This is a genomic window from Kitasatospora sp. NPDC088264, from assembly GCF_040685715.1.
Taxonomy (GTDB): Bacteria; Actinomycetota; Actinomycetes; order Streptomycetales; family Streptomycetaceae; genus Kitasatospora.
The window spans coordinates 43,622-67,951 of sequence record NZ_JBFBIR010000028.1 but is presented as its reverse complement, the minus strand read 5'-3'; the positions used below and the strand labels follow the sequence as shown (position 1 = coordinate 67,951).

Sequence of the window (24,330 nt, the reverse complement as noted above, 5' to 3'; positions counted from 1 at the left end):
TACCGGCGGGTCGCTTCCCTATCATCACGGGTGTTACAGCTTTACTGTCAAACCCAGAAGGGTTCTGCAGCCAGTGCGTGACACGAGCAGTCCGCCGGGCGCCACGGCCGCCGGCCCCGGCCCGTTGGCGGGGGTGCGGGTGGTCGAGCTCGCGGGGATCGGGCCGGGGCCGTTCGCGGCGATGCTGCTGGCCGACCTGGGCGCCGACGTGGTGCGGGTGGACCGGCCGGATCCGTCGCCGCTGGGCATCGACCCGGCGTACGACGTGACCAACCGGAACAAGCGGTCGGTGCTGGTCGACCTCAAGTCCCCGGCGGGGCCCGGCCTGGTGCTGGACCTGGTCGAGCGGGCGGACCTGCTGATCGAGGGCTACCGGCCCGGGGTCGCGGAGCGGCTCGGGGTCGGGCCGCAGGACTGCCTGGCCCGCAACCCGGCGCTGGTGTACGGGCGGATGACCGGGTGGGGGCAGCAGGGCCCGCGCGCCGCCAGCGCCGGGCACGACCTCGGGTACGCGGCGGTGGCCGGGGTACTCGGCCTGGTCGCGGGGCCGGGCGGGCCCGAGGAGGCGCCCGGCATCCCGGCCAACCTGCTGGGCGACTACGCGGGCGGCTCGCTCTACCTGGTCGTCGGCCTGCTCGCCGGGCTGCAGCACGCCAGGAGCACCGGCGCCGGCCAGGTCGTCGACGCCGCGATCGTGGACGGCGCGGCGCACCTGTCCAGCATGCTGTGGGGGCTGCTCGCGGCCGGCCACTGGCAGGACCGCCGGGGCGCCAACCTGCTGGACGGTGGCGCGCCGTTCTACGCGGTCTACCGGGCGGCCGACGGCGGACACCTGGCTGTGGGGGCGCTGGAACCGCAGTTCTACGCCGAGTTCGCCCGCCTGCTGGACCTCGGCCCGCAGGCGCCCGGGCAGTACGACCTGGCCCGCTGGCCCGAACTGCGGGCCCTGATCGCCGACCGCTTCGCCACCCGGACCAGGGCCGAGTGGGAGGCCGTCTTCGCCGGGTCCGACGCCTGCGTGGAACCGGTGCTGACGCTGCGTCAGGCAGCCCGGGAGGAACACCTGTTGGCGCGCGGCACCTATGTCGAGGCGGGCGGCGTCACCCAGCCCGCCCCGGCCCCGCGCTTCTCCGCCACCCCCGGCACGCTGCGCCGCCCGCCGGCCCGGCCGGGCGCGGACACCGCCGAAGTGGCCCGCGACTGGGCCGTCCCGTCCCTCAACTCCGATGCAGGACAAGGAGCGTAGCGTTGCAGCGCGAGATCTTCACCGAGCAGCACGAGGACTTCCGGGCCGCCGTGCGGGCCTTCCTCGCCAAGGAGGTGCTGCCGCACTACGACCGCTGGGAGAAGGCCGGCATCGTCGACCGCTCCGCCTGGCTGGCGGCCGGCCGCCAGGGCCTGCTCGGGATGGCCGTCCCCGAGGAGTACGGCGGCGGGGGCGCCCCGGACTTCCGCTACGCCGCCGTGCTGGCCGAGGAGTTCGCCCGGGCCGGCGCCTCCGGGCTGGCCGTCGGCCTGCACAACGACATCATCGGCCCCTACCTCACCTCGCTCGCCACCGAGGAGCAGAAGCGCCGCTGGCTGCCCGGCTTCTGCAGCGGCGAGCTGATCACCGCGATCGCGATGACCGAGCCCGGCACCGGCTCCGACCTCCAGGGCATCCGCACCCAGGCCGTCGACCGGGGCGACCACTACCTGCTCAACGGCGCCAAGACCTTCATCTCCAACGGCATCCTCGCCGACCTGGTGGTCGTGGTCGCCCGCACCACCCCCGAGGGCGGCGCGCACGGGCTGAGCCTGCTGGTGGTCGAGCGCGGCACGCCCGGCTTCGAGCGCGGCCGCAACCTGGACAAGATCGGCCAGAAGGCCCAGGACACCGCCGAGTTGTTCTTCGAGGACGTCAGGGTGCCGAAGGCGAACCTGCTCGGCGAGCTCAACGGCGGCTTCGTCCACCTGATGCAGAACCTCGCCCAGGAGCGGCTGACCATCGCGGCCGCGGCGATCGCCGGCGCCGAGTACCTGGTCGAGATCACCACCGACTACGTCAAGCAGCGCGAGGCCTTCGGCCGCCCGCTGGCCAAGCTCCAGCACGTGCGTTTCGAGATCGCCGAACTCGCCACCGAGTGCGCCGTCACCCGGGCCTTCGTCGACCGCTGCATCACCGAGCACAACCGCTACGCGCTCACCCCGGTGGACGCCTCGATGGCCAAGTGGTGGGCCACCGAACTGCAGAAGCGCACCGCCGACCGCTGCCTCCAGCTGCACGGCGGGTACGGGTACATGAGCGAGTTCCCGGTCGCCCGGGCGTTCACCGACGGCCGGATCCAGACCATCTACGGCGGCACCACCGAGATCATGAAGGAGATCGTCGGCCGGTCCGTCCTCGGCTGAGACCTCCCGCGAAACCCCCTGCCCCGAAAGGCGTTTGACCGTGACCACCGAAGCGTACGTCTACGACGCGATCCGCACCCCGCGCGGCCGGGGCAAGGCCACCGGCTCGCTGCACGGCACCAAGCCGATCGACCTCGTCGTCGGCCTGATCCACGAACTGCGCAACCGGCACCCGGAGTTGGACCCGGCGGCGATCGACGACATCGTGCTCGGCGTGGTCAGCCCGGTCGGTGACCAGGGCTCCGACATCGCCCGGATCGCGGCCATCGCGGCCGGCCTGCCCGACACGGTGGCCGGCGTCCAGGAGAACCGCTTCTGCGCCTCCGGCTTGGAGGCCGTCAACCTGGCCGCCGCCAAGGTCCGTTCGGGCTGGGAGGACCTCATCCTGGCCGGCGGCGTCGAGTCGATGTCCCGGGTCAAGATGGCCTCCGACGGTGGCGCCTGGTTCGCGGACCCGATGACCGCGTACGAGACCAACTTCGTCCCGCAGGGCATCGGCGCCGACCTGATCGCCACCATCGAGGGCTTCTCCCGCACCGACGTGGACGCCTTCGCCGCCGAATCCCAGGCCCGCGCCGCCAAGGCGCAGGCGGACGGCCTGTTCGACCGCTCGGTGGTCCCGGTCCGCGACCGCAACGGCCTGGTCGTGCTGGAGCGCGACGAGTTCATCCGTCCCGGCACCACCGTCGAGACCCTGGCCGGCCTCAAGCCCTCCTTCGCCGGCATCGGCGAGGCCGGCGGCTTCGACGCCGTCGCCCTGCAGAAGTACCACTGGGTCGAGGCCATCGACCACGTCCACCACGCCGGCAACTCCTCCGGCATCGTCGACGGCGCCGCGCTCGTCGCCATCGGCAGCCGGGAGATCGGCGAGCGGTACGGGCTGCGCCCGCGCGCCCGGATCGTCTCCGCCGCCGTCTCCGGCTCCGAGCCCACCATCATGCTCACCGGCCCCGCCCCGGCCACCCGCAAGGCGCTCGCCAAGGCCGGGCTCACCGCCGCCGACATCGACCTGGTCGAGATCAACGAGGCCTTCGCGGCGGTCGCCCTGCGCTTCATCCGCGAACTGGGCTTCCGGCCCGAGCAGGTCAACGTCAACGGCGGCGCGATCGCCCTCGGCCACCCGCTCGGCGCCACCGGCGCGATGCTGCTCGGCACCGTGATCGACGAGTTGGAGCGGCGCGACCTGCGCTACGGCCTGATCACCCTCTGCGTGGGCGGCGGCATGGGCGTCGCCACCATCGTCGAGCGCATCTGACCCACTGTCCCTCGGATCCCCTCGGAGACCCTGAACTCATGAGCGACACCACCACCATCCGCTGGGAGCAGGACCAGGACGGCGTGGTCACCCTCGTCCTCGACGACCCGACCCAGTCCGTCAACACCATGAACGAGGCCTTCACCGCCGACCTCGATGCCGTCGTCGACCGGCTGGCCGGCCTCGCCGCCGCCGACGGGCTGCGCGGCGTCGTCGTCACCTCCGGGAAGAAGACCTTCTTCGCCGGGGGAGACCTCCGGCTGCTCTCCGCCGCCCGCCCCGAGGACGCCGCCGCCGTCTTCGAGAAGTCCCAGCGGATCAAGCGCGCGCTGCGCAGGCTGGAGACCCTCGGCAAGCCGGTCGTCGCCGCCGTCAACGGCAGCGCGCTCGGCGGCGGCCTGGAGATCGCCCTCGCCTGCCACCACCGGATCGCCCTGGACAACCCCGCCAGCCGGCTCGGCCTGCCCGAGGTCACCCTCGGCCTGCTGCCGGGCGGCGGCGGAGTGGTCCGCACGGTACGGCTGTTCGGCATCACCGACGCCCTGCTGAAGTTCCTCCTGGAGGGCCGCCAGTACCGCCCGGCGCAGGCCCTGGAACACGGGCTGGTCCACGAACTCGTGGCCACCCCGGAGGAGTTGACCGCCCGGGCGCGGGCCTGGATCGAGGCCAACCCGACCGCCGTCCAGCCCTGGGACGTCAAGGGCCACAAGATCCCCGGCGGCACCCCGGCGAACCCGGCGTTCGCCGCCAACCTGCCCGCCTTCCCGGCCAACCTGCGCAAGCAGCTGAACGGCGCGCCCTACCCGGCCCCGCGCAACATCCTGGCCGCCGCCGTGGAGAGCGCCCAGGTCGACATCGACACCGCGATGGCGATCGAGGCCCGCTACTTCACCGAGCTCGCCTGCGGACAGACCAGCAAGAACATGATCCAGGCGCTGTTCTTCGACCTCCAGGCGGTCAACTCCGGCGCCGGCCGCCCCCAGGGCGTCGAGAAGCGACTCGTCCGCAAGGTCGCCGTGCTCGGCGCCGGGATGATGGGCGCGGGCATCGCCTACACCTGCGCCAAGGCCGGCATCGAGGTCGTGCTCAAGGACGTGAGCATGGCCGCCGCCGAACGCGGCAAGGCCTACTCCGCCGGGCTGCTGGACAAGGCGATCGCCCGCGGCCGCTCCACCGAGGCCAAGCGGGACGCGCTGCTCGCCCGGATCACCCCCACCGCCGAGGCCGCGGACCTGGCCGGCTGCGACGCGGTGATCGAGGCCGTCTTCGAGAACACCGAGCTCAAGCACAAGGTGTTCCAGGAGGTCGAGGGCGTCCTCGCCCCCGACGCGCTGCTCTGCTCCAACACCTCCACCCTGCCGATCGGGCTGCTCGCCGAAGGCGTCGAGCGCACCGCGGACTTCATCGGGCTGCACTTCTTCTCCCCGGTCGACAAGATGCGCCTGGTCGAGATCATCCGCGGCCCGCAGACCGGCGACGAGGCCCTCGCCCGCGCCTTCGACCTGGTCCGGCAGATCGACCGGACCCCGATCGTGGTCAACGACTCGCGCGGCTTCTTCACCTCACGGGTCATCGGCCAGTTCCTCAACGAGGGCGTCGCCATGGTCGGCGAGGGCGTCCCCCCGGCCAGCATCGAGCAGGCCGCCGCCCAGGCCGGCTACCCGGCCAAGGTGCTCTCGCTGATGGACGAGCTCACCCTCACCCTGCCGCGCAAGATCCGCGACGAGTACCGGCGCGCGGTCGAGGCCGCCGGCGGCGGCTGGACGCCCCACCCGGCCGACGCGGTGGTCGACCGGATGGTCGACGAGTTCGGCCGCCCCGGGCGCAGCGGCGGCGCCGGCTTCTACGAGTACGGCGAGGACGGCAAGCGCGGGCGGCTCTGGCCGGGGCTGCGCGAGCACTTCGGCGAGCCGGCCGCGGACGTCCCCTTCGAGGACCTCCCCTTCGAGGACCTCAAGGAGCGGATGCTGTTCAGCGAGGCGCTGGACTCGGTGCGCTGCCTGGAGGAGGGCGTGCTGACCTCGGTCGCCGACGCCAACGTGGGCTCCATCCTGGGCATCGGCTTCCCGGCCTGGACGGGCGGCGTGTTCCAGTACATCAACGGGTACGAGGGCGGCCCGGCCGGCTTCGCGGCCCGGGCCCGCGAACTCGCCGCCGCCTACGGCGAACGGTTCGCGCCGCCGGCGCTGCTGGAGCGGATCGCGGCGGAGGGGCGCACCTTCACCGACTGACCGTCAGGCCTGAGCGGGTGGGGCCGGGTGCCGGACGGCCCCACCCGGCTCCTCCTGCGGTTGCCCGCCCAGGTCCTTGCTCAGCTTCCCGCCCAGCTCCTCGCCGAGTTCCTTGCTCAGCTTCCCGCTCAGCTCCCCGCCGAGTTCCTCCCGCAGCGAGCGCTGGAACGCCGTGACCAGTGCCTGCGCCACCATCGGCTGGATGTGGTCCGTCAGCGCCCTCATCCGGGCCAGCTCGTCCGGCGCCGGCTCGCTCTCCCGGTAGGGCCGCCACACCGTCTCCCGGAACAGCCGCTGCAACTCCCGGGCCGTCGCCCGGCTGTGCTCCAGCACCACCGCCCGCGCGGCCAGCAGCGTCTCCAGCGGGATCGGCACGTCCAGGATCCGCACCCCCAGCGGCAGCAGGCCCGGATCCACCCGGAACAGCTCCGGATCGGCCGTCCGCTCCAACGCCCCCATCGCGACCAGGCGTTGCACCTGTTCCTCCGACAGCCCCCGCCCGGCCCGCCGCTCCAACTGCGCCCGGCCCAGTTCCTCCGCCGCCTCGGGCGTCCAGGACGCCACCAGCGCCCGGTGGATCGCCAGGTCCAGCGGCGTGCTGTCCTCCGGCAGCCGGGACAGGTACCGCTCGATCGCGGCCAACGTCAGCCCCTGGCGCTGCAACTCCTCGATCAGCTCCAGCCGGTCCAGGTGCGCCGCCCCGTACAGCCCGACCCGGCGCGGCCCCAACTCCGGTGGTGGCAGCAGGCCCTTCGTCCCGTAGAACCGCACCGTCCGGACCGTCACCCCGGCCCGCGCCGCCAGTTCGTCGACCGTCAGCCGCACACCGCCCCCGTCTCCCACGGCCCCGCGCTCCCCCATCTGCCGCCTCCTGCACTGGCACACTTCCACTGTGACAGCAGCAGTGTGACAGTGCCCGTCCCCCTGGTCCACCGGCTGGTCCACCGGCGACGGCGGCCCGCCGCGCACGTGAGTCCGCCCCCGCCGCTGGGGAGCGGCGGGGGCGGACTCGGGGTGCCGGTGACTCTGGCGGCGCCGCTTCTGGCCGGAGTCTGCTCTGACCGGCGCTGCTCCTGCGCTGTGGCGCGGCTGGTCCCGGCCTCCGCGGCGTGGGGCTACCGGGAGGCGGCGTCGGCCAGGTCGGCGTGGTGGCGGCGGGTGACCTCGGGATGGGCCCTCGTGTAGCCCTTCCACTCGTTGAGGCCGAACTCGGCGAACAGCGGGTTGTCCGGATCCTCGGTGGCGCCGGGGGCGTGCCGGGCGAACGGGAAGTCCAGCGGCTCGATGTGGGCGTCGAGACGGGGGTTGTAGAAGAACGGGACGGAGAAGCGCTCGCGGGCGCCGACCGGGCTGACCACGCGGTGGTTGGTGGCCTTGAGGTAGCCGTCGGTGGCCACCTCCAGCAGCTCGCCGAGGTTGACGACGAAGGCGCCCGGCATCGGCGGGACCTCCAGGAAGGTGCCGTCCGGGCGCTCGACCTGGAGGCCGCCGACGGTGTCCTGGAGCAGCAGCGTGATGAAGCCGTAGTCCTTGTGGGCACCGACGCCCTGGCCGGCGCCGTTCGGAGCGGTACCGGGGTAGCGGACCAGCTTGAGCCGCAGGTGGGGGTGGCCGGCGAAGGCCTCGTCGTAGAAGTCGGGGCGGGCGCCGATCGCGGTGAGGAGCTCGTGCAGCAGTCGGCGGGCGGTGCCGCTGAGGTGGTCGATCCAGCCGAGCGCGGCGGTGCGCAGCTCGGGGAGCGCAGCGGGCCACTGGTTGGGGCCCTCCAGCCACCAGTACGGGGGCTCGTCGGTGCCGGGGACGTGCGGGGGCAGCTCGGCGCCGATGTCCAGCTGGTCGCGCCAGTCCTGGCTGCCGCCGGTGCGCTCGTCGCCGGTGCGGGTGTAGCCGCGGTAGTGGGGGGAGTTGAGGTTGCTCACGGCGAGCCGGTCGGCCTCGGGGAGGGCGAAGAAGGCGCGCATCGCGTCGGTGAGCGCGGCCGTCTCCTCCGGGGTGATGCCGTGGCCGACGAGCTGGAAGAACCCGACGTCGGTGGCCGCGGCACGGAGCCCGTCGTGCAGCCGGCGGCGGTCGTCCGGGCCGCCGTCGGCGAGCGAGAGGTCGATCACCGGGAGGGAGTCGGATATGGGGGTGTACTGCTGCGACATGTGTGACATCCGCTGGTCTCGTCCCGGCCGGTCCCGGTGATCGACCGGGGGAAGGCCGGAGTGGCCGCCTGGTGCGGCGGGTGCTCCGGGAGCCGGGAGGCGGAGGCGGCCGGGTGGAGGCTGCCCTTGAGGGTGGTGGCGCGAGGTTCAGCTGGAGCGTCGACAGGACATGCTTGTCACGCGGAGCAGGTCCACGTGGCGACGGCGAACAAGGATGAGCACGTCACCAGCGTAGATGACCTTGACCGGAGCGGGCGAGCCCCCTGCGGCGGAGGGCTGCCTCTCACTTGGCAGTGGCCCTTCAAGAGTGGAAAGCCTTCGTGTGTCGCCCCTCTCAGCCGTTGTTGAGGTAGGCCAGCACGGCCAGGACACGGCGGTTGTCGTCGTCGGAGGGCTGGAGGTCGAGCCGGACGAAGATCGACGCGGTGTGCTTGGCGACGGCCCGCTCGGTGATCACCAACTGCTGGGCGATCGCCGCGTTGGAGCGCCCCTCGGCCATCAGCGCCAGCACCTGCCGCTCGCGCGGGGAGAGGGTGGAGACCGGGCCGGCCGAGGAGTTGTGGGCGAGCAGCCGGGTGATCACCTCCGGGTCCATCACGGTGCCGCCCCGGGAGACCCGCTGCACCGCGTCGATGAACTGGGCGCCGTCCAGCACCCGGTCCTTCAGCAGGTAGCCGATCCCGCCGGTGCTGCCGGCCAGCAGCTCGCGCGCGTACAACTGCTCCACGAACTGCGACAGCACCAGGACGGGCAGCCCGGGGTGTGCCTGGCGGGCGGCCAGCGCCGCCCGCAGCCCCTCGTCGGTGAAGCCGGGCGGCAGCCGGACGTCGACCACGGCGATGTCCGGCCGGTCGGCGGCCACTGCGGCGAGCAGTTCGTCGCCGGTCTCGACCGCCGCGGTGACCTCCATGCCGCTGGCCTCCAGCAGCCGAGTCAGGCCGTCCCGGAGGAGGAAGAGGTCTTCGGCGATGACAACGCGCACGGGATCTCCAGGTTCACAATGGTCGGGCCACCGGATGGGCTGCTGATCGCGAGCACCCCGTCGAAGGCGGCCAGTCGGCGTTCGGTTCCGCTGAGGCCGGTCCCCCGGGACGGGTTGGCGCCACCGCGCCCGTCATCGGTGACCGATATCCGCAGCAGCCCGCCACTGTGCCCTATCTCGATCCACACGTGCGAGGCGCCGGCGTGTTTCACCACGTTGGCCAGCAGCTCGCTCACCGCGAAGTAGACGGCGGACTCCACCGGAGCGGGCGCCCGGCCGGGCAACCCGCCGGTGAAGGTGACCGGCAGCGGGAGGTCCAGCGCGGTCGCCTCGACCGCGTCGGCCAGGCCTCGGTCGGCGAGCACCGGCGGATGGATGCCCCGGACCAGGTCGCGCAGCTCGCTCAGGGCCTTGACCGAGGACATCCGGGCCTCGACCAGCAGGGGTTGCAGGGCCTTCGGGTCGTCCTTCACCTGCTCGGCCACGGTCAGCAGCATGCCCAGGGCGACCAGCCGGGCCTGCGCCCCGTCGTGCAGGTCCCGCTCGATCCGGCGCAGCTCGGCCGCCCCGGCGTCGATGGTGTCCGCCCTGGTCCGGGCCAGATGACTGACCTGGCGGGCGAGTTCGCTCCGTCGGGACGGGCCGAGCAGGGCGCGGGCGGCCCGCTCGTGCACCCGCAGGACCACCGGCGCGGCCCACAGGGCGGCCAGCGGGGAGATGTAGAGCCCCATCAGGTAGACGGGCCCCAGCGGGAGGAACGGCCCGTTCCGGCCGAGCACCTGGAGGGCGATCGGGGTCAGCACGACGATCACGGCGGTGATCGGGATGGCGCAGCCGGAGACGAGCACCCAGAGGAGGTCCCGCCACGTCGCCGGATCGGCCAGCCAGCCGCCGGCGCGCAGCCGCTGCCACGGCCCGGCGTCGACGCGGTGGTACGGCACCGGGATCGGTCGGCCGCTCCACCGGCCGACGATCCGCCGGTTCTCCGTCGCGATCCAGCGCGTGCCGAGCAGGCCGAGCACCAGCATCGCCGGCCCCAGGCAGAGGGATCCGGACCGGCCGCCGGGCGGGGCGCCGCCGTAGAGGTCGGTGGCCATCAGCGCGAGCGAGCCCGGCGCGAACAGGACGGCCCCGGCCGCCCGGCCGCCGCCCCCGGTGGCCCAGCAGAGCGCCCAGAGGGCGACCGGCGCCAGCGGCACCAGCAGGATCAGCGGCCCGCCCGGACCGTGGGCGAACGGCTCGGTGTCGTCGGGGCCGAGCAGGGCGGCGGCCAGCAGGACCGGCCCGGCCAGCAGCGCCATCAGCCCCGTGACGGCCAACGTGACCATGTAGAGCGCCCGCACGCCGGCCACGACGGCCCCCTCCAGCTGCGCGACGGCCCTGGACACTGCGCTCGTCCTCATCCCGCGCCTCCCCTCCGGTCGGTGGCCCCGCGGCCCCGGTTGATCATCCGGCGTCAGTCTGCCGCGCCGTGACGTGCGGCGCTCTAGGTCTGCGCCCCCAATCCGGGGTGTACCTGGATACACCCCCGAGAGGCCGTCCAGACGGCTGTCCGCGCCCCGCCCCGGATTCGTAGCGTCATGTCCCGTCAGCCGGCCCGGACTTCCGGCGCCGGACCTCGAATCGTGGAGGGCCCGTGAACGCGCCGATCATCCGGATCCGCGGCGTCAGCAAGACGTACGACCGATCCGACGCCGCCCACCCCGCGCTGGCCGGGCTCGACCTGGAGGTCCGGGCCGGCGAGGCGCTGGCCGTGCTCGGCCGCTCGGGCAGCGGCAAGTCCACCCTGCTGAACCTGGTCGCCGGCCTCGACCGCCCGAGCGAGGGCGCCGTCGAGGTGGACGGCGTGGCCGTCCACGAGCTCGGCGAGGCCGCCCTGGCCGAGTACCGGCGGAAGCGGATCGGCATGGTGTTCCAGTTCTTCAACCTGCTGGACGACCTGAACGTCGAGGACAACGTGCTGCTCCCGGCCCAGCTCGCCGGGATGCGGCGGGAGCCGGCCCGGGTCCGGGCCGGCGAGCTGCTGGAGCGGCTCGGGGTGGCCCGGCACGCCAAGGCCTTCCCCGGTCGGCTCTCCGGCGGCGAGCGCCAACGCGTCGCGGTGGCGCGGGCCTTGATGAACCGCCCGCCGCTGCTGCTCGCCGACGAGCCGACCGGGGCGCTGGACACCGCCTCGGCCGCCGACGTCCGCGACCTGCTCCGGGGGCTCAACGCGGAGGGCCAGACGATCCTGCTGGTCACCCACGATACCGCGCTCGCCGAGGCCTGCGCCGACCGGACCATCGAACTGCTCGACGGCCGGCTGGTCCGGGACACGGCGGCCGTGCCGGCCCCCGGCGGTGCGCGATGAGCGAGCGGTGCGCGATGAGCGAGTGGTGGGGGTGCCCCCGGCCGGAGGCTGGGGGAGAGCGGATCACGGGAGGGCGCGTGCGGGCGAACGCCCCCGCCGGGCGAAGGGAGGCGGGCGCATGAGCGTACTGGGCAAGGTGGTTCGCGCCGGCGTCGGCCGCAAGCGGGTGCAGACCCTGGTCATGGTGCTCACCACGATGGCGGCCGTGACGGCGTGCATCCTCGCCACGGGCCTGCTGGTCGCCTCCCAGGGCCCGTACCAGCGCACCTTCGCCGACCAGCGCGGCGCGCACCTCAACGCGCTGTACGACCCGGCCAGGGCGAGCCCCGCCCAACTCGCCGCGACCGCGCACGCCCCCGGCGTGACGGCCTCGGCCGGCCCCTACCCGGCGCTCACCGTCCAGCCGCGCGCCAGTGACGAGCTGCGGATCCCGCCGGCCGGCAGCCTGCTCCCGCCGGTGACGCTGGTCGGCCGGGCGAAGGACGGCCCGCTGGACGGTCTGCGGATCACCATGGGCCGCTGGCTCGCCGGCCCCGGCGAGGTGGTGTTCCTGGACGGCCACTCGCCGCTGGGCGTCGGCGACAGCATGCAGTTCCCCGACCTCCCCGGGCACCCGGTCCTCAAGGTCGTCGGCCTGGCCGCCTCCCCCTCCTGGAGCGCGGACGGCTGGATCGCCCCCGAACAGGTCGCCGGGCTCACCGCGCCCGGTGCGGCGCCCGCCGCCCAGTACCTCTACCGCTTCGCCCACGCCGACACCGACGCCGAGGTGGAGGCGGACCGCGCCGCGCTCGCCGCCGCGGTGCCGGGCGGCGCCCTCGCCAGGGCCACCTCGTACCGGCCGGCCCAGGCGGAGGCCAACCGGACGGCCGCGACCTTCGTCCCGTTCGTGACGGCCTTCGGGGTGCTCGGCCTGGCCATGTCGGTGCTGATCATCGGCGTCGTGGTCAGCGGCGCCGTCAGCGCCGCCACCCGGCGGATCGGCATCCTCAAATCCCTCGGCTTCACCCCGTCCCAGGTGGCGCGCGCCTACGTCGGCCAGGCACTGATCCCGGCCGGGGTCGGCACGGCGCTCGGCGTGCTCGGCGGAAACCTGTTGTCCGTGCCCGTCCTCGGGATGGCGCACAAGGCCCTGCGCGGCGGCCTGCTCGGCATCCCGCTCTGGGTGGACGTCGCCGTTTCGGCGGTGGCCCTGGCGGCCGTGGCGGGCACCGCCCTGGTGCCCGCGCTGCGGGCCGGCCGGCTGCGCACGGTGGAGGCGCTCGCGGTCGGCCGGACGGCGCCGGGCGCCCGGCGGGCAGCCTCCCGCGGCGGCCCGGGTCCGGCCGGGGCGTCGGGTCCGGCCGCCAGGATCCAGCAGCTCATCGGCCGCCTACCGGTGCCGCGCGCCCTGAGCCTCGGGCTGGCGACCCCGCTCACCCGGCCGGGCCGCTCGGCGACCACGGCCGCCGCGGTGGTGCTCGGCACGGCCGGAGTCACCCTGTGCGTCGGCCTGACGCTCTCGCTCGGCTCCTTCCAGGACGGCCTCCAGGCCGGGCGCTCCGGCAAGGTCGTGCTCCAGACCCCGATCGAGAGCTCGACGAAGGCCCCCGACCACGTGGACGAGGCCGCCGCGACCAGGGCGATCACCGGCCGCCCCGGTACCCGGGCCTGGTACAGCACCGCTCCGACGCCGGTCGCCGTGGCCGGGAACACCGGGCGCACCGCGGTGATCGCCTTCACCGGGGACGCCTCCTGGGGCGGCTACCAGCTGATCTCCGGCCGGTGGTTCCAGGGCCCCGGCGAAGTGGTCGTCGCCACCGCCTTCCTGCGCGCCAACCAGGTGCGCGTCGGCGACACCGTCACCCTCACCGACCACGGGCGCAGCACCCCGGTGCGGATCAGCGGTGAGGTCCTGACCACCAGCGACCAGGTGTTCGTCGACCGGGCCGCACTGGCCCCGCTCGGCACCGCCGTCCAGGCCGACGCGGTCGCCTTCCAGATCGACCTCACCCCGGGCACGGACGCGAAGGCGTACGCGGACGGGCTCGACGACGCCGTCCGGCCGCTGGGCCTGAGCGCCGAAGCGGGCGGGCAGCAGATCAGCATCGTGATGCTGGCCATGAACACCCTCGCCGGGACGCTCACCCTGCTGCTGGCCGTGGTGGCCGGCCTGGGCGTGCTCAACACGGTGCTGCTGGACACCCGGGAGCGGGTGCACGACCTCGGGGTGCTCAAGGCGCTGGGGATGTCGCCCCGGCAGACGGTCGGCATGGTGCTCACCTCGGTCTGCGGCAGCGGGCTGACGGCCGGGCTGATCGGGGTACCGATCGGGATCCTGCTGCACCACCAGGTGATGCCGGCGATGGCCCGCGCCGCCGGGGTCGGGGTGCCGGAGGCGGACCTCACCGTGTTCCACCCCTCGGTGGTGGGGCCGCTGATACTCGGCGGCCTGGTGCTGGCGCTGCTCGGGGCCCTCCTCCCCGCCGCCTGGACGGTTCGTGCCCGGACGGTCACGGCGCTGCGCACCGAGTGACGGCGGGGCGGGGCGGTAGGGAAGGCCCGCTCCGCCGGTGACTCAGACCAGCCGTGCCGCCGCGTACGCCTCCAAGGCGGCCCGCTGGTACGCGGCCAGGCCCGGGGTGATGGCCTCGTACGCGGCGCTCCACTGGGCGTTCTCCGTGCAGGAGCGCGCGATCGCGCGGAACTCCTCGACGGAGACCGTCCGGAGCGCGCTGAGCGCCCGGTACTCGGCGTCGATGTGGTTCTGCACGGGCTCGGCGTCCGCCGGGTGGCCGGCCGTCAGCAGCTCCGCCAGGCGGATCATCCGCGCCGTCCGCTCGCGCTGTCCGGCCTCGACGTCGGCCTGGCTCATCGCGGCGGTGGCGCGCCGCGCCGCCTCGGCGTGCTCGGGGAAGTCCCGCAGGCTCTCCTCGACGTCGCCGGGCTGGATGCCCTCGAACAGGTTCTCCGGTCGGTTGATGCTGGTCATGGGTGTGCCGTCCTCTCGGGAACGTTCCAGGTCGGCGATCGTGCGGGAGACGGTGGCGGCCAGGGTGCCCAGCCGGTCGCGCTCGGCGAGCAGCCGGTGCCGGTGGTCCCGCAGGGCCTCCAGCTCGTCCACCTGGTCGCCCAGGATCCGGGCGATCTCGGTCAGCCCGACCCCCAGCGCCCGCAGTACGAGGATCTGTTGCAGCTGGAGCAACTGCCGTTCCTCGTAGTAGCGGTGGCCGTTGGAGCCGATCCAGGCCGGTGGCAGCAGTCCGATCTCGTCGTAGTGCCGCAGGGTCCGGGCGGTCACGCCCGACATCCGGACGACTTCCGCGATCGGCCAGACCACTGCCATGCGCCGTCTCCCTCGTTCACGTTCGCTTGGACCAGGGCCGGTTCCTCCGGCCCTGGTCACGACGGTAGAAGCTGACGCTGCGGCAGCTTCAAGCCCCGAGACCGTCCCGGGGCTGGAACCAGTCGAGGGACTGCCCGTGCGGTCCGGTGAAGGCCACCGGCCGCTCGTCCAGGGCGAGCGCGAACAGCCCGGATCCGACGGGCGCGGGGTGGGGGAGACGTCGCTCGACGGTCGGCAGCACCGAGACGGCCTCGTTGGAGATCCAGTGCCCGGGCAGGCCGCGCATGGTCACCGCGAACTCCTCCCGCGCCTCCGGGGACAGGTAGGCGAGCACCGCGCTGTGGAACACCACCGGCGTGGCACCGGCGGGCACCTGTGCCACCAACTCCCTCACCGTCGCGTTGAGGTCGCCGCGCACCAGGTGCGGCGGCTCGGCCCGGGCGACCTGGACGGCGCCGCGCAGCCGCTCCAGCCGGTGGGCCTGCTCGGGCCAGACCAGCGACTCCAGCCAGCGCATGTCCTCCTCGTCCCGGACGTCCAGCGGGTTGAGGTCGATCCCGGCGCGCCACACCACCTCGGGCAGCCGCTCCCGCAACGACGCCGACAGCGGTACCGGCCCGCGCACCGCGCACTCCAGCGTCACCGGGCTCTCCTGGGCGCCGAACTCGATCGCCGGGCCGCCTGCTTCACCCGCTTCGCCTGCTTCGCCCACCTCAACCGTGTATCGGTACCGATACCGGTCCGGGTAGAGGCAGAGCCCCGCCGAGGCCCCCACCTCGATCAGCGCGAGGGGCTGCGGCAGCGCCGCCAGCAGCGGCAGCAGGGTGGCGCACCGGCCGGCCTCGTTGGTCTGCGTCCGCCGTCGCAGCATCGTCGCCGCAACCTCGTCCCAGTGCGCCGACACCCAGGTGCGGAAGGCCGGATAGCCGGCCGTCACCGGTCCGCCGAGGTGGCGGGCCGAGCCGAACAGCAGGTTCGGCTGCCGCTTCGCGGCCGGCAGCCCGTCCAGCAGGGCGCACAACTCATCGTCCCCGGCGGCGCGTTCGGCGAGGCCCTGGTAGCTCGCCGAGTTGCCGCGCGCCTCCCGCTCCGCGAAGGCCCGGTAGAGGTCCCCGATAGCACTGTCCACGTCCCGTACTTCCTTTCTCTTCGACTCTCTTCAGCTCTCTTCAGCTCTCTTCAACGAATTGGCACAGCCTTGTCCGTGCCTTTCCGGTCGGGCCGGTGGTCCTACGGCTGCGCCGCCGCCCGCAGCGCGGACACCAGCGCGCCGAGCGCCGGCTGTCCCCAGGCGCCCTCGCGCACTGCGGCGTGCAGCGCACGGACCGGCTCCGGGCCGCGGAGCCGGCGCACGGTGACGCCCGGGTGGCGCTGGGCGAGCCCGAGGGCGGGGACCAGGGCGACGCCCAGTCCGGCCGCGACGAAGCCCTGCGCCGTCGCGTAGTCGGCGCTGTCCACCGCGACGGACGGCCCGAACCCGGCCGCGTCGCAGGCCCCCCGGACGACCTCCCGGCACGGGCCGGGCGGCTCGGCCCCCACCCAGGGCTCGTCCGCGAGCTCGGCGAGGTCCAGGACGCGTTTCGCGGCGAGCCGGTGGCCCTTGGGCAGCACCGCCCGGTACGGGTCGTCGCGCAGGTGGACCAGCCGCAGGCCCGGGTGCGCGGCGCCGTCGGACCGGACCACCACCGCGAGGTCGGCCCGGCCGTCCAGCACCTCGGTGAGCGGGTCCTCCGGGTCGGTCATGCCGAGGTCGAGTCGTACGCCCGGGTGCGTCCGGCGGAACGCGGCCACCGCCGGGGCCACCAACGCGGCGCCGGCCGTGGCGAAGTAGCGCACGGTGAGGCTGCCGCTGCGCCCGGCCCGCAGGTCGGCCAGCGCCGCGCCGGCCTCCGCGACCTGCCGCTCGATGACGGCGGCGTGCCCGGCGAGCAGCAGTCCGGCGGCGGTCGGCCGAACGCCGCGCCCGACGCGTTCCAGCAGGGCCGTCCCGGTCTCCCGCTCCAGCGCCGCCACCTGCTGGCTGACGGCGGACGGGGTGTAGCCGAGCGCGCCGGCCGCCGCGCTCACCGAGCCGTGGTCGACCACGGCCCGCAGGACCTGCATCCGTCGGACGTCGAGCACCTCATTCATGTAGCTCAGCTTAAAGGTGGTGAAGAACATTTCGCTTGTGCTACCGGATCCCGTCGCGGGACCGTCGTCGAACGCCCCGACACCCCCTGACACCCGCCCCCCGACACCCGCCCCCTGACACCCGACACCCGACATCGACACACCCGACACCGTCACCTCGACAGAAGGAGCACCGCCCGTGCTGCGGATGGCCGTTCTCGCCCTGTTCTGGGGCTCGGGCTTCCTCTGGATCCGGCTCGCGCTCCAGCACGGGCTCACCCCCGTGCAGATCACCGTGCTCCGCTCGGTCCTCGGCGCCGCCGTCCTGCTGCTGCTCGCCCGTTCCGCCCGGCAGCGCCTGCCGCGCGGTGCCGCCGTCTGGCGCCGGCTCACGCTGGCGGCGCTGCTCTGCAACGCGCTGCCGTTCCTCCTGACCGCGTACGGCGAGCGCGGCGTCGGTTCCGGCCTGGCCGGGGTGCTGCACGCGACCACCCCGCTCTGGTCCCTGCTGGTCGGTCTCGCCCTCGGCACCGAACGCGCCCGCGGCCCGCTGCGGTCGGGTGGTCTGGTGCTCGGCTTCGCGGGCGTGCTGCTGATCTTCTCCCCGTGGCGGGACGGCGGTGGCCTCCCCGCCCTGCCCGCACTCGCCCTGCTCGGTGCGGCGGCCAGCTACGCCATCGCCTTCGCCTACATGGCCCGTGCCCTCACCGGCACGGGAGCGGCCCCGTTGGCCCTCTCCGCCGCCCAGCTCACCGCCGCGGCCGGGCTGAGCACGCTCGCGCTCCCGGTCGGCGGCTCGCTCGACCCGGTCGCGGGCGCCGATCCGCTCGGACTCGTCGCCGTCGCCGTCCTCGGCGTCGCCTGCACCGGGCTCACGTTCCACCTCAACTACCGCCTCATCGCCACGGAGGGCCCCACCAGTGCGGCCACCGTCGGCTACCTGCTGCCGGTGGTCTCCACCGCGCTCGGCGCGCTCGTCCTCGGCGAGGAGCTGACGATCCGGACCGTTGCCGGAATGATCGTCGTACTCGCCGGTGTTTTCCTGACGAAACATCACAGGGCCCAGGCCCCCGCCCTCATGCCGACCCCCACCGCTTCACGCGACTGAACGGACCATGCACCCCCACTCCCTCTGGCGAACCGCCGACTTCCGCACCCTCTTCACCGCGACCGCCCTCGCTCAACTCGGCACCAACGTCGGCTACGTCGCCGTCCCGCTGATCGCCGTCGAGGCGCTCGACGCGGGCCCGGGGCAGGTCGGCGTCCTCGCCACCCTGAGCACCCTCGCCTTCCTGCTCATCGGCCTGCCCGCCGGCGCCTGGGTGGACCGGATGCGCCACCGCCGCGTGCTGATCGTCGCCGACCTGGTGAAGGCCGCGCTGTACGCCTCCATCCCGCTCGCCTGGTGGCTGGGCGGGCTCACCCTCTGGCAGCTGTACACGGTCGCGCTGCTCACCGGCTGCGCGACGGTCTTCTTCGACGTCGGCTCGCAGAGCGTGCTGCCCCGGTTGGTCGGTCGCGGGCACCTGGTGCAGGCGAACGCCGCCGTCGTCGGCCTGATGGCGGTCGGCAACGTCGCCGGGCGCGGCGCGGGCGGCCTGCTGGTCCAACTGCTCACCGCGCCGTTCGCGATCGTCGCGACCGCGCTCAGCCACCTCGGCTCGGCGCTTCGCCTGATCGGGCTGCGCCGCACCCCCGCCTCCGAACCGATCGCCGACAGGGGCAGGGGCAGGGGCGAGGGCGGGGACGGGGACGCCGACAGGGGCAAGGGCAAGGGCAAGGGCAAGGGCAGGGGCGAGGGCGGCGGGCTCGGAGCGCAGATCGCCGAGGGGCTGCGGCACGTCCTCGGCAACCGGGAACTGCGCGCGCTCGCCCTCACCGCGGCCCTCACCAACCTGGGCTTCCAACTCGTCAACACGCTGCTCCCGGTGCTGTTCGTGCGGGAACTGGGCCTTTCCGCCGGGGCGTTGGGCCTGTTCTGGGCGGTCGGCGGGGTCGGCATCCTGCTCGGCTCGCGCTGCGCCCGCCCGATCGCCGCCCGACTCGGCTACGGACGTACGCTCGGCCTGGCCGGCGTCTGCGTGGCGCCCGCCGGGCTGCTGGTGCCGCTGATCGGGCACGGCCCCTGGCTGTTCGCGGCGGGGGCGGGCTGGCTGCTGGTCTCGCTCAAGACCGGGATGGACAACGTCCTCGGGGTGAGCCTGCGCCAGCGGATGACCCCGGACGCGCTCCTCGGCCGGATGAACGCCACCTTCCGCTTCCTGCTCACCGGAGCGCTCGCGATCGGCTCCGCGCTGTCCGGGCTGCTCGGCGAACTCGTCGGCCTGCGGGCCACCCTCTGGTGCGGCGGAGCCGTCCTCGCGGTGGCCTTCCTGCCGGTCTTCCTCTCCCCGATCCGCACCCGCCGCCGGCTCCCCGAAGCCGAAGCCGAAGCCTCCGAAGGCCCCGTCCCCGCGCAGACTCCCACCCAGCTCCCCGCGCAGCCCCGACAGGCCTGAGACCTACCAGCCCGGCCCGTGCCCCGGCTGCCAGTCCAGCCCCAGGTGCGGGCGCGGGTGGTGGATCCGCAGCAGCGCGGTCACCGACCAGACGACCAGGGTCAGCAGGGCGTAGAACAGCAGCAGCGCCCAGAACGGCGTGGTGGACATGCTCCCGTCCTCGAACCGGCACCACGCGTCCGGCGGCAGCCAGGACGCGCCCGTCTCCAGCAGCCGTCCGCCGCCGGGTACCAGGCCCTGCTCGCAGCGCTCGCCGAAGTCCAGTGACCGCACGTACAGCAGCCCGTACAGCGAGCCCGCCGCCGCGAGGGACAGGACGGCGCCGAAGGTGAGCAGCACCGCCCGCCGTCGCCCGGTCGCCGTACGGATGTTCGTCACCGGGGCAGCGTACCGGCGCCCCAGCCGGGGCGCCCCGTGATCACCCGAGCAGGCCGCCCATGTGCGCGTCCTCGGCGAGCAGCCGCCACGAGCACCCGGGCGAGGCGAACGCCTCCGGGTCGACGGCCTCGACGAGCCGGTCCACCACGGTGCTCAGCAGCGACTGCGGGTCGAACACCGCCCAGGTGTCCCGGTCCCGCCCGCAGTCCCAGCGCTCCCACTCGGCGCGCAGCCGCTCGTACGTCCACAGCGCGTACAGCAGGGCGGACAGGTCGCGGTTGAGGTAGGCCTCCGGCTGGCCGTCGTCGTACCAGTCCGGCAGCTCCAGGCGGCCGGTGACACCGTCCAGGGCGATCGTCAGATCCGTCGGCCAGTCCCCGAGGGCCAGGAACTCCCGCTGGTACGGGCGCTCCTCCTCGCCGTCGAAGTACTCCGGGTACGCCTCCGCCATCGTGACCAGCGGTTCCTCGCAGACCCCGAACATCGCCCCGCCCAGCGGCAGTCCGATCTCGGTCAGCAGCCGCCGGGTCGGCTCGTGCACCAGCCCGGCGGGCAGCTCCTGCGCCCGGTAGCGGTGCACCAGGCCCGCGCCGCCCTCCTCGCCCGTCAGCGCGGCGAGCTCCGCCACCAGCTCCGGGCCGACCTCGTACGCCGGACCGCCCGGACCGCCCGGCAGCGCGCCCCAGCCCAGTGCTCGCACGAGCAGCGCCGTGCCCCAGTGCGCGGGCGGCGTCGCGGACCGCCCGAACAGCCCGGGGTCGATCTCCCGCATCCGCCGTTCGGCCCCGGCCGTCACCTCGGCGACCACCGCGGGGCCGCGCCGCCCGTCCAGCGCGTCCGCCCGCCGGGCCGACTCGGCGACCGCCTCCACCTCCCGCACCAGCCCGGCCAGCGCGGGCAGACCGGAGGCCAGCAGGTCCCGCCGCGGGCCGGGTTCGCCGAGGAACACCTCGCCGGTCGTTCCGTCGAGCAGCACCAGGCCGCCGGCCGCGGCGAACGGCGCGCAGTACTCCGTCTCGCCCAGGACGAACAGCCGCTCCGCCTCCGGCAGTGCCGCCAACGCCCCGCCGCCGAGCACCCCGAAGTCCAGGAACGCCCCCGAGAGCGGCAGCCCCTCCCGGATCAGGAACTCCCGGCTCCCCGGATGCACCACCCCACTCGGCAACCTGTCCGCCGCCACCCGCGCACACCCCGCGTCCCCCACGTCCCCCCGCCCTCCACCGCCCCGACCCTTGACCCCCAGACCCTAGCCGCCCCATCCGACACCAGAGCCGGCAAGCCGCCGCAAGCCGCCGCAGGGCTCCAGCTGGACCAGAGCGGACCAGGGCGGACCAGGGCGAGCCGGTTTCCCGGATCCGCCCCCCACCCCACCCGGGCGCCGTACGGGGCGGGTCAGACGAGCCCGCCGGCCTCCCGGGCGGCCCGCTCCACGCGGGCGTGGTGGGCCTGCCACCAGGCCGCGTCGCCGGGGGCGGTGTTGATCCCGTCCGGGCGCTGGCCGGTGGTGCCGTCGACGAGTTCGCGGAGGAAGTCGGCGTGGCCGGCGTGGCGGTGGGTCTCGGCGATCATGTGGACGAGGACCCGGTGCAAGGTCTGCTCGGCCCGCCGGCCGAACGGTATCCGGCCGATCGCGTCCAGCGGCAGCGCCTCGATGGTGGCGTCGGTGTGCGCCCAGACCCGGCGGTAGCGTCCGGTGATCTCCTCCGTGGTCTCGTCCGCCCGCGCCCACAGGTCGGCGTTCGGCTCGGCGTCGCCGGTGAACCACAGCGGCGTCGGTTCGGGGAACGGCCGCCCGAAGGTGTCGCCGAAGTACATCGCCTCGGCCCCGGTGACGTGTTTGACCAGCCCCAGCAGATTGGTCCCGGTCGGGGTCAGCGGGCGCCGGAGGTCGTATTCGGAGAGGCCGTCGAGCTTCCACAGCAGGACGTCGCGGGCGTCCTGGAGATAGATCCGGAGGTCGGTCCTGGGATCGGTCTTGGGATCGGTTGCCGTCATGGCATCAGTCTGTTGATCGCGTCGGACCTGTCCACCGAATTCCGCGCACCCAGGGGCCGGCAAGGGGGACTACGGAGTGTGACGGGTTGGGCGGGGAGGGTGTGGACTTGAATCTTTGCGAACGAATGTTCGATCCTGGGGTTGTGTCCGTTTTCGAACCTGTTTTCGATTCCATCGCCGAGCGACCGACGCTCCGGCCGGTGGCGTCGGCCGCCGTGCCGGCGGAAGGGCGGGCCGGGCGGGGCGTGGTGCCGGTGGTGCCGGCGCTGCGGGAGGTGCTGCCGGACGGCGGGCTGCGGCGGGGGACGGCGGTGTCGGTGGCGGGCGGGGACACCGGGCTGCTGCTGGCGCTGGCAGCCGGGGTGAAGGAGACCGAGGGCGGCTGGGCGGCGGCCGTCGGGCTGCCGGACCTGGGGCTGGCCGCGGCCGAGGGGTACGGGCTGGACCTGCGGCGGCTGCTGGTCGCGGACGACCCGGGGCCGCACTGGGCCGAGGTGGTGTCGGTGCTGGCCGGCGCGGTCGAACTGGTCATGCTGCGCCCGGACGGCCCGGTGCCGCCGAAGCTGGCCACCCGGCTGGCGGCGGTGCTGCGGCGCAGCGGCTGCGTGCTGCTGGTGGCCGGGCCGTGGCCGGGGGCGGCCCTGCGGCTCGGGGTCCGGTCCGGGCGCTGGTTCGGGCTGGGGGACGGTTACGGGCAGCTCGCCGGGCGGCAGGTGGAGGTGGTGGCCGAGGGGCGCGGTTCGGCGGTGCGCGGGCGGACCGCCCGGCTCTGGCTGCCGGACGAGCACGGCGCGGTACGGCCGGTCCCGGACAGACCGGTCCTGGACCGGCCGCCCCTGGAGCGCCCCGTCCTGGAGCGCCCCGTTCCGGGGCGGCCCGGGGTCGTCGGGCAGCCGCTCGAACGGGTAGCGGTGGTGTGAGCGATGGCGGACGACAGGACACCGCGGGTGCTGGTGGTCTGGTGCCCGGACTGGCCGGTGGCGGCCGTCACCGGCGACGACCCGGTGGCGGTGACCGAGGGCGGGCGGATCCTCGCCTGCTCGGCGGGTGCCCGGGCGGCCGGGGTGCGGCAGGGGCAGCGGCTCAAGCTGGCCAAGCGGCTCTGCCCGGCGCTGGAGCTGCGCGACCGCGACCCGGAGGCGGAGGCCGGCCGCTTCGAGCCGGCGGTCGCGGCGGTGGAGGCGTTCACGCCCCGGGTGGAGGTGGTCCGCCCGGGCCTGTGCGCGATCCCGGTGAAGGGGCCGGGCCGCTACTTCGGCGGTGAGGAGGCGTTGGCGGCCAAGGTCCGGACGGCGGTGGCGGACGCGCTGGCGCGGGAGCCGGTCCCGGACGCCGCCCCCGGCGCGGTCTCCGTGCCCGGTACGGACGCCACCCCCGCCACCCCCGCCGCCACGCCCCCCGCCCCCACCGCGACCGAGCACCCCCCGCCCCCGCCCGCCCAGGTCGGGGTCGCCGACGGCCTGTTCGCCGCCGTGCTCGCCGCCCGCGCCGGAGTGCTGGTGCCGGCCGGGCGGACGGCGGAGTTCCTCGCGCCGTACCCGGTGGGCGTGCTCGGCGACGAGGCGCTGGCGGAGGTGCTGGGGCGGCTCGGCCTGCCGACCGTCGGGGCGTTCGCCGCGCTGCCGCCCGAGGCGGTCGTGGACCGCTTCGGCCCGGCCGGGGCGGTGGCGCACCGGCTGGCCCGGGGCTTGCAGCCGCGTCCGCTGGTGCCGCGCGACCAGGAGCCGGACCTCGCCGTCGAGCAGCGCTTCGACCCGCCCGAGCCGCTGGCGGAGCCGCTGGTGTTCGTCGCCCGCACGCTGGCCGAGCAACTGCACCAGCGGCTGGCCGGGGCCGGGCTGACCTGCCGCCGGGTGGCCGTCGAGGTGGCCTGCGCGGACGGGCGGACGGCCTCGCGGCTGTGGCGGTACGAGGGCGGGCTGTCGGCGACGGCGCTGGCCGAGCGGGTCCGCTGGCAGCTCCAGGCCTGGCAGGGCGCGGGCACGTTCGCCGCGTCCGGGGAGGCGCCCGACGCCGGGTTCGCCCTGCTCCGGCTGGCCCCCGACGGCCTCTCCCCGGACCAGGGCCGGCAGTTGGCGCTGTGGGGCCAGGCGGTCGCGGACGACCGGGTGGAGCGCGCGGTGGCCCGGGTGCAGGCGGTGCTCGGACACGCCGGGCTGCGCCGGATCGAGCCGGCCGGCGGGCGCGGTCCGGGCGAGCAGGCGGTCAAGGTGCCGTGGGGCGAACCGTACGAGGCGGCGGGGCCGGCCGGCGCGCCCTGGCCCGGGCGGCTGCCGGACGTGTGGCCGGCGGTGGTGCTGCGGGAGCCGGTGCCGGTGCGGGTGCTGGACGAGGCCGGGCTGCCGGTCACGGTGGACGGCCGGGCGGGGGTGTCGGCCCGCCCGGCCCTGGTGGTGTTCCAGGGTGGACGGCCGGGCCGCGGGGGACAGGGGCGACAGGAGCGGGTGGACGGCTGGACCGGCCCCTGGCCGGCGGTCGAGTACTGGTGGGACCAGTCGCTCGCCCGCCGCCGGGCCCGGTTCCAGGTCGTGCTGGGCGGTGGCCGGGCGCTGCTGCTCACGGTGGAGGGGGGCGCGTGGTACCTGGAGGCCGGCTACGACTGACGGCCGCCGGCCCGAGGGGGGGATCCGAGGGGGATCCGAGGGGGATCCGAGGGGGGAGAGGTGACGAAC

Annotated in this window: 20 protein-coding genes; 10 read left to right on the top strand and 10 right to left on the bottom strand. The window is 74.7% G+C overall.

Annotated elements, in window-relative coordinates; all coding sequences use genetic code 11:
* Positions 1–73: 73 nt before the first annotated feature.
* The 4 genes from AB0O82_RS22070 to AB0O82_RS22055 are packed head-to-tail and all read left to right on the top strand — an operon-like array spanning position 74 to position 5,877.
* Positions 74–1,246, top strand: coding sequence for a CaiB/BaiF CoA-transferase family protein (locus AB0O82_RS22070; RefSeq protein WP_363585679.1), 1,173 nt, complete (start codon positions 74–76; stop codon positions 1,244–1,246).
* Between the two features lie 2 nt (positions 1,247–1,248).
* The gene (locus AB0O82_RS22065) at positions 1,249–2,391 is read left to right on the top strand and encodes an acyl-CoA dehydrogenase family protein (RefSeq protein WP_363585678.1); all 1,143 of its coding nucleotides are present in this window, start codon (positions 1,249–1,251) and stop codon (positions 2,389–2,391) included.
* A gap of 40 nt (positions 2,392–2,431) precedes the next feature.
* Entirely contained in the window at positions 2,432–3,646 is a 1,215-nt protein-coding gene (locus tag AB0O82_RS22060; RefSeq protein WP_363585677.1) for an acetyl-CoA C-acetyltransferase, read from the top strand.
* A gap of 38 nt (positions 3,647–3,684) precedes the next feature.
* Positions 3,685–5,877, top strand: a complete 2,193-nt coding sequence (locus AB0O82_RS22055) for a 3-hydroxyacyl-CoA dehydrogenase NAD-binding domain-containing protein (RefSeq protein ID WP_363585676.1) — start codon at positions 3,685–3,687, stop codon at positions 5,875–5,877.
* A 3-nt stretch (positions 5,878–5,880) separates the two neighbouring features.
* Here the strand turns inward: AB0O82_RS22055 and AB0O82_RS22050 are convergent, their stop codons facing one another.
* The 4 genes from AB0O82_RS22050 to AB0O82_RS22035 all read right to left on the bottom strand — a co-directional run bounded on the left by AB0O82_RS22050 (position 5,881) and on the right by AB0O82_RS22035 (position 10,409).
* Positions 5,881–6,738 carry a MerR family transcriptional regulator gene (locus AB0O82_RS22050; protein ID WP_363585675.1) on the bottom strand — a complete coding sequence of 286 codons (858 nt, stop codon included), beginning with the start codon at positions 6,736–6,738 and terminating at the stop codon, positions 5,881–5,883.
* 254 nt (positions 6,739–6,992) lie between these two features.
* The gene (locus AB0O82_RS22045; protein WP_363585674.1) at positions 6,993–8,033 is read right to left on the bottom strand and encodes a 2-oxoglutarate and iron-dependent oxygenase domain-containing protein; all 1,041 of its coding nucleotides are present in this window, start codon (positions 8,031–8,033) and stop codon (positions 6,993–6,995) included.
* Positions 8,034–8,358: 325 nt separating this feature from the next.
* The gene (locus AB0O82_RS22040) at positions 8,359–9,006 is read right to left on the bottom strand and encodes a response regulator transcription factor (protein ID WP_363585673.1); all 648 of its coding nucleotides are present in this window, start codon (positions 9,004–9,006) and stop codon (positions 8,359–8,361) included.
* Positions 8,958–10,409: a sensor domain-containing protein gene (locus AB0O82_RS22035; RefSeq protein WP_363585672.1), complete on the bottom strand. Its 1,452-nt coding sequence runs from the start codon at positions 10,407–10,409 to the stop codon at positions 8,958–8,960. Before AB0O82_RS22035 ends, AB0O82_RS22040 begins: the two co-directional genes overlap by 49 nt.
* Positions 10,410–10,642: 233 nt before the next feature.
* On the opposite strand from AB0O82_RS22035, the gene AB0O82_RS22030 reads away from it, so the two are divergent.
* Together AB0O82_RS22030 and AB0O82_RS22025 are read left to right on the top strand one after the other, a co-directional pair.
* Positions 10,643–11,356 carry an ABC transporter ATP-binding protein gene (locus AB0O82_RS22030; protein ID WP_363585671.1) on the top strand — a complete coding sequence of 238 codons (714 nt, stop codon included), beginning with the start codon at positions 10,643–10,645 and terminating at the stop codon, positions 11,354–11,356.
* A gap of 118 nt (positions 11,357–11,474) precedes the next feature.
* On the top strand, positions 11,475–13,868 hold the full coding sequence (locus AB0O82_RS22025) for an FtsX-like permease family protein (protein ID WP_363585670.1): 2,394 nt from the start codon (positions 11,475–11,477) through the stop codon (positions 13,866–13,868).
* A 42-nt stretch (positions 13,869–13,910) separates the two neighbouring features.
* Here AB0O82_RS22025 and AB0O82_RS22020 read toward each other — a convergent pair whose 3' ends face one another.
* From AB0O82_RS22020 to AB0O82_RS22010, 3 genes are all read right to left on the bottom strand, one after another.
* A complete protein-coding gene (locus AB0O82_RS22020) occupies positions 13,911–14,678 on the bottom strand; it encodes a MerR family transcriptional regulator (RefSeq protein WP_363585669.1) in 768 nt (255 codons plus the stop codon).
* Between the two features lie 88 nt (positions 14,679–14,766).
* Entirely contained in the window at positions 14,767–15,807 is a 1,041-nt protein-coding gene (locus AB0O82_RS22015; RefSeq protein ID WP_363585668.1) for a DUF2332 domain-containing protein, read from the bottom strand.
* A 101-nt stretch (positions 15,808–15,908) separates the two neighbouring features.
* Positions 15,909–16,781, bottom strand: coding sequence for a LysR family transcriptional regulator (locus AB0O82_RS22010; protein WP_363585710.1), 873 nt, complete (start codon positions 16,779–16,781; stop codon positions 15,909–15,911).
* A gap of 214 nt (positions 16,782–16,995) precedes the next feature.
* Between AB0O82_RS22010 and AB0O82_RS22005 the strand changes: the two genes are divergently transcribed.
* Together AB0O82_RS22005 and AB0O82_RS22000 are read left to right on the top strand one after the other, a co-directional pair.
* Positions 16,996–17,895 carry a DMT family transporter gene (locus tag AB0O82_RS22005; RefSeq protein ID WP_363585709.1) on the top strand — a complete coding sequence of 300 codons (900 nt, stop codon included), beginning with the start codon at positions 16,996–16,998 and terminating at the stop codon, positions 17,893–17,895.
* Between the two features lie 7 nt (positions 17,896–17,902).
* The gene (locus AB0O82_RS22000) at positions 17,903–19,285 is read left to right on the top strand and encodes an MFS transporter (RefSeq protein WP_363585667.1); all 1,383 of its coding nucleotides are present in this window, start codon (positions 17,903–17,905) and stop codon (positions 19,283–19,285) included.
* Between the two features lie 3 nt (positions 19,286–19,288).
* On the opposite strand, the gene AB0O82_RS21995 is transcribed toward AB0O82_RS22000, so the two are convergent.
* The 3 genes from AB0O82_RS21995 to AB0O82_RS21985 all read right to left on the bottom strand — a co-directional run bounded on the left by AB0O82_RS21995 (position 19,289) and on the right by AB0O82_RS21985 (position 21,658).
* A complete protein-coding gene (locus tag AB0O82_RS21995; protein ID WP_363585666.1) occupies positions 19,289–19,663 on the bottom strand; it encodes a hypothetical protein in 375 nt (124 codons plus the stop codon).
* A gap of 40 nt (positions 19,664–19,703) precedes the next feature.
* Positions 19,704–20,867 carry an SUKH-4 family immunity protein gene (locus AB0O82_RS21990; RefSeq protein WP_363585665.1) on the bottom strand — a complete coding sequence of 388 codons (1,164 nt, stop codon included), beginning with the start codon at positions 20,865–20,867 and terminating at the stop codon, positions 19,704–19,706.
* Between the two features lie 188 nt (positions 20,868–21,055).
* On the bottom strand, positions 21,056–21,658 hold the full coding sequence (locus AB0O82_RS21985) for a DinB family protein (protein WP_363585664.1): 603 nt from the start codon (positions 21,656–21,658) through the stop codon (positions 21,056–21,058).
* A 200-nt stretch (positions 21,659–21,858) separates the two neighbouring features.
* Between AB0O82_RS21985 and AB0O82_RS21980 the strand changes: the two genes are divergently transcribed.
* Positions 21,859–22,578, top strand: coding sequence for a hypothetical protein (locus tag AB0O82_RS21980; RefSeq protein WP_363585663.1), 720 nt, complete (start codon positions 21,859–21,861; stop codon positions 22,576–22,578).
* Between the two features lie 3 nt (positions 22,579–22,581).
* Positions 22,582–24,261, top strand: a complete 1,680-nt coding sequence (locus AB0O82_RS21975) for a DNA polymerase Y family protein (protein WP_363585662.1) — start codon at positions 22,582–22,584, stop codon at positions 24,259–24,261.
* Positions 24,262–24,330: the final 69 nt, after the last annotated feature.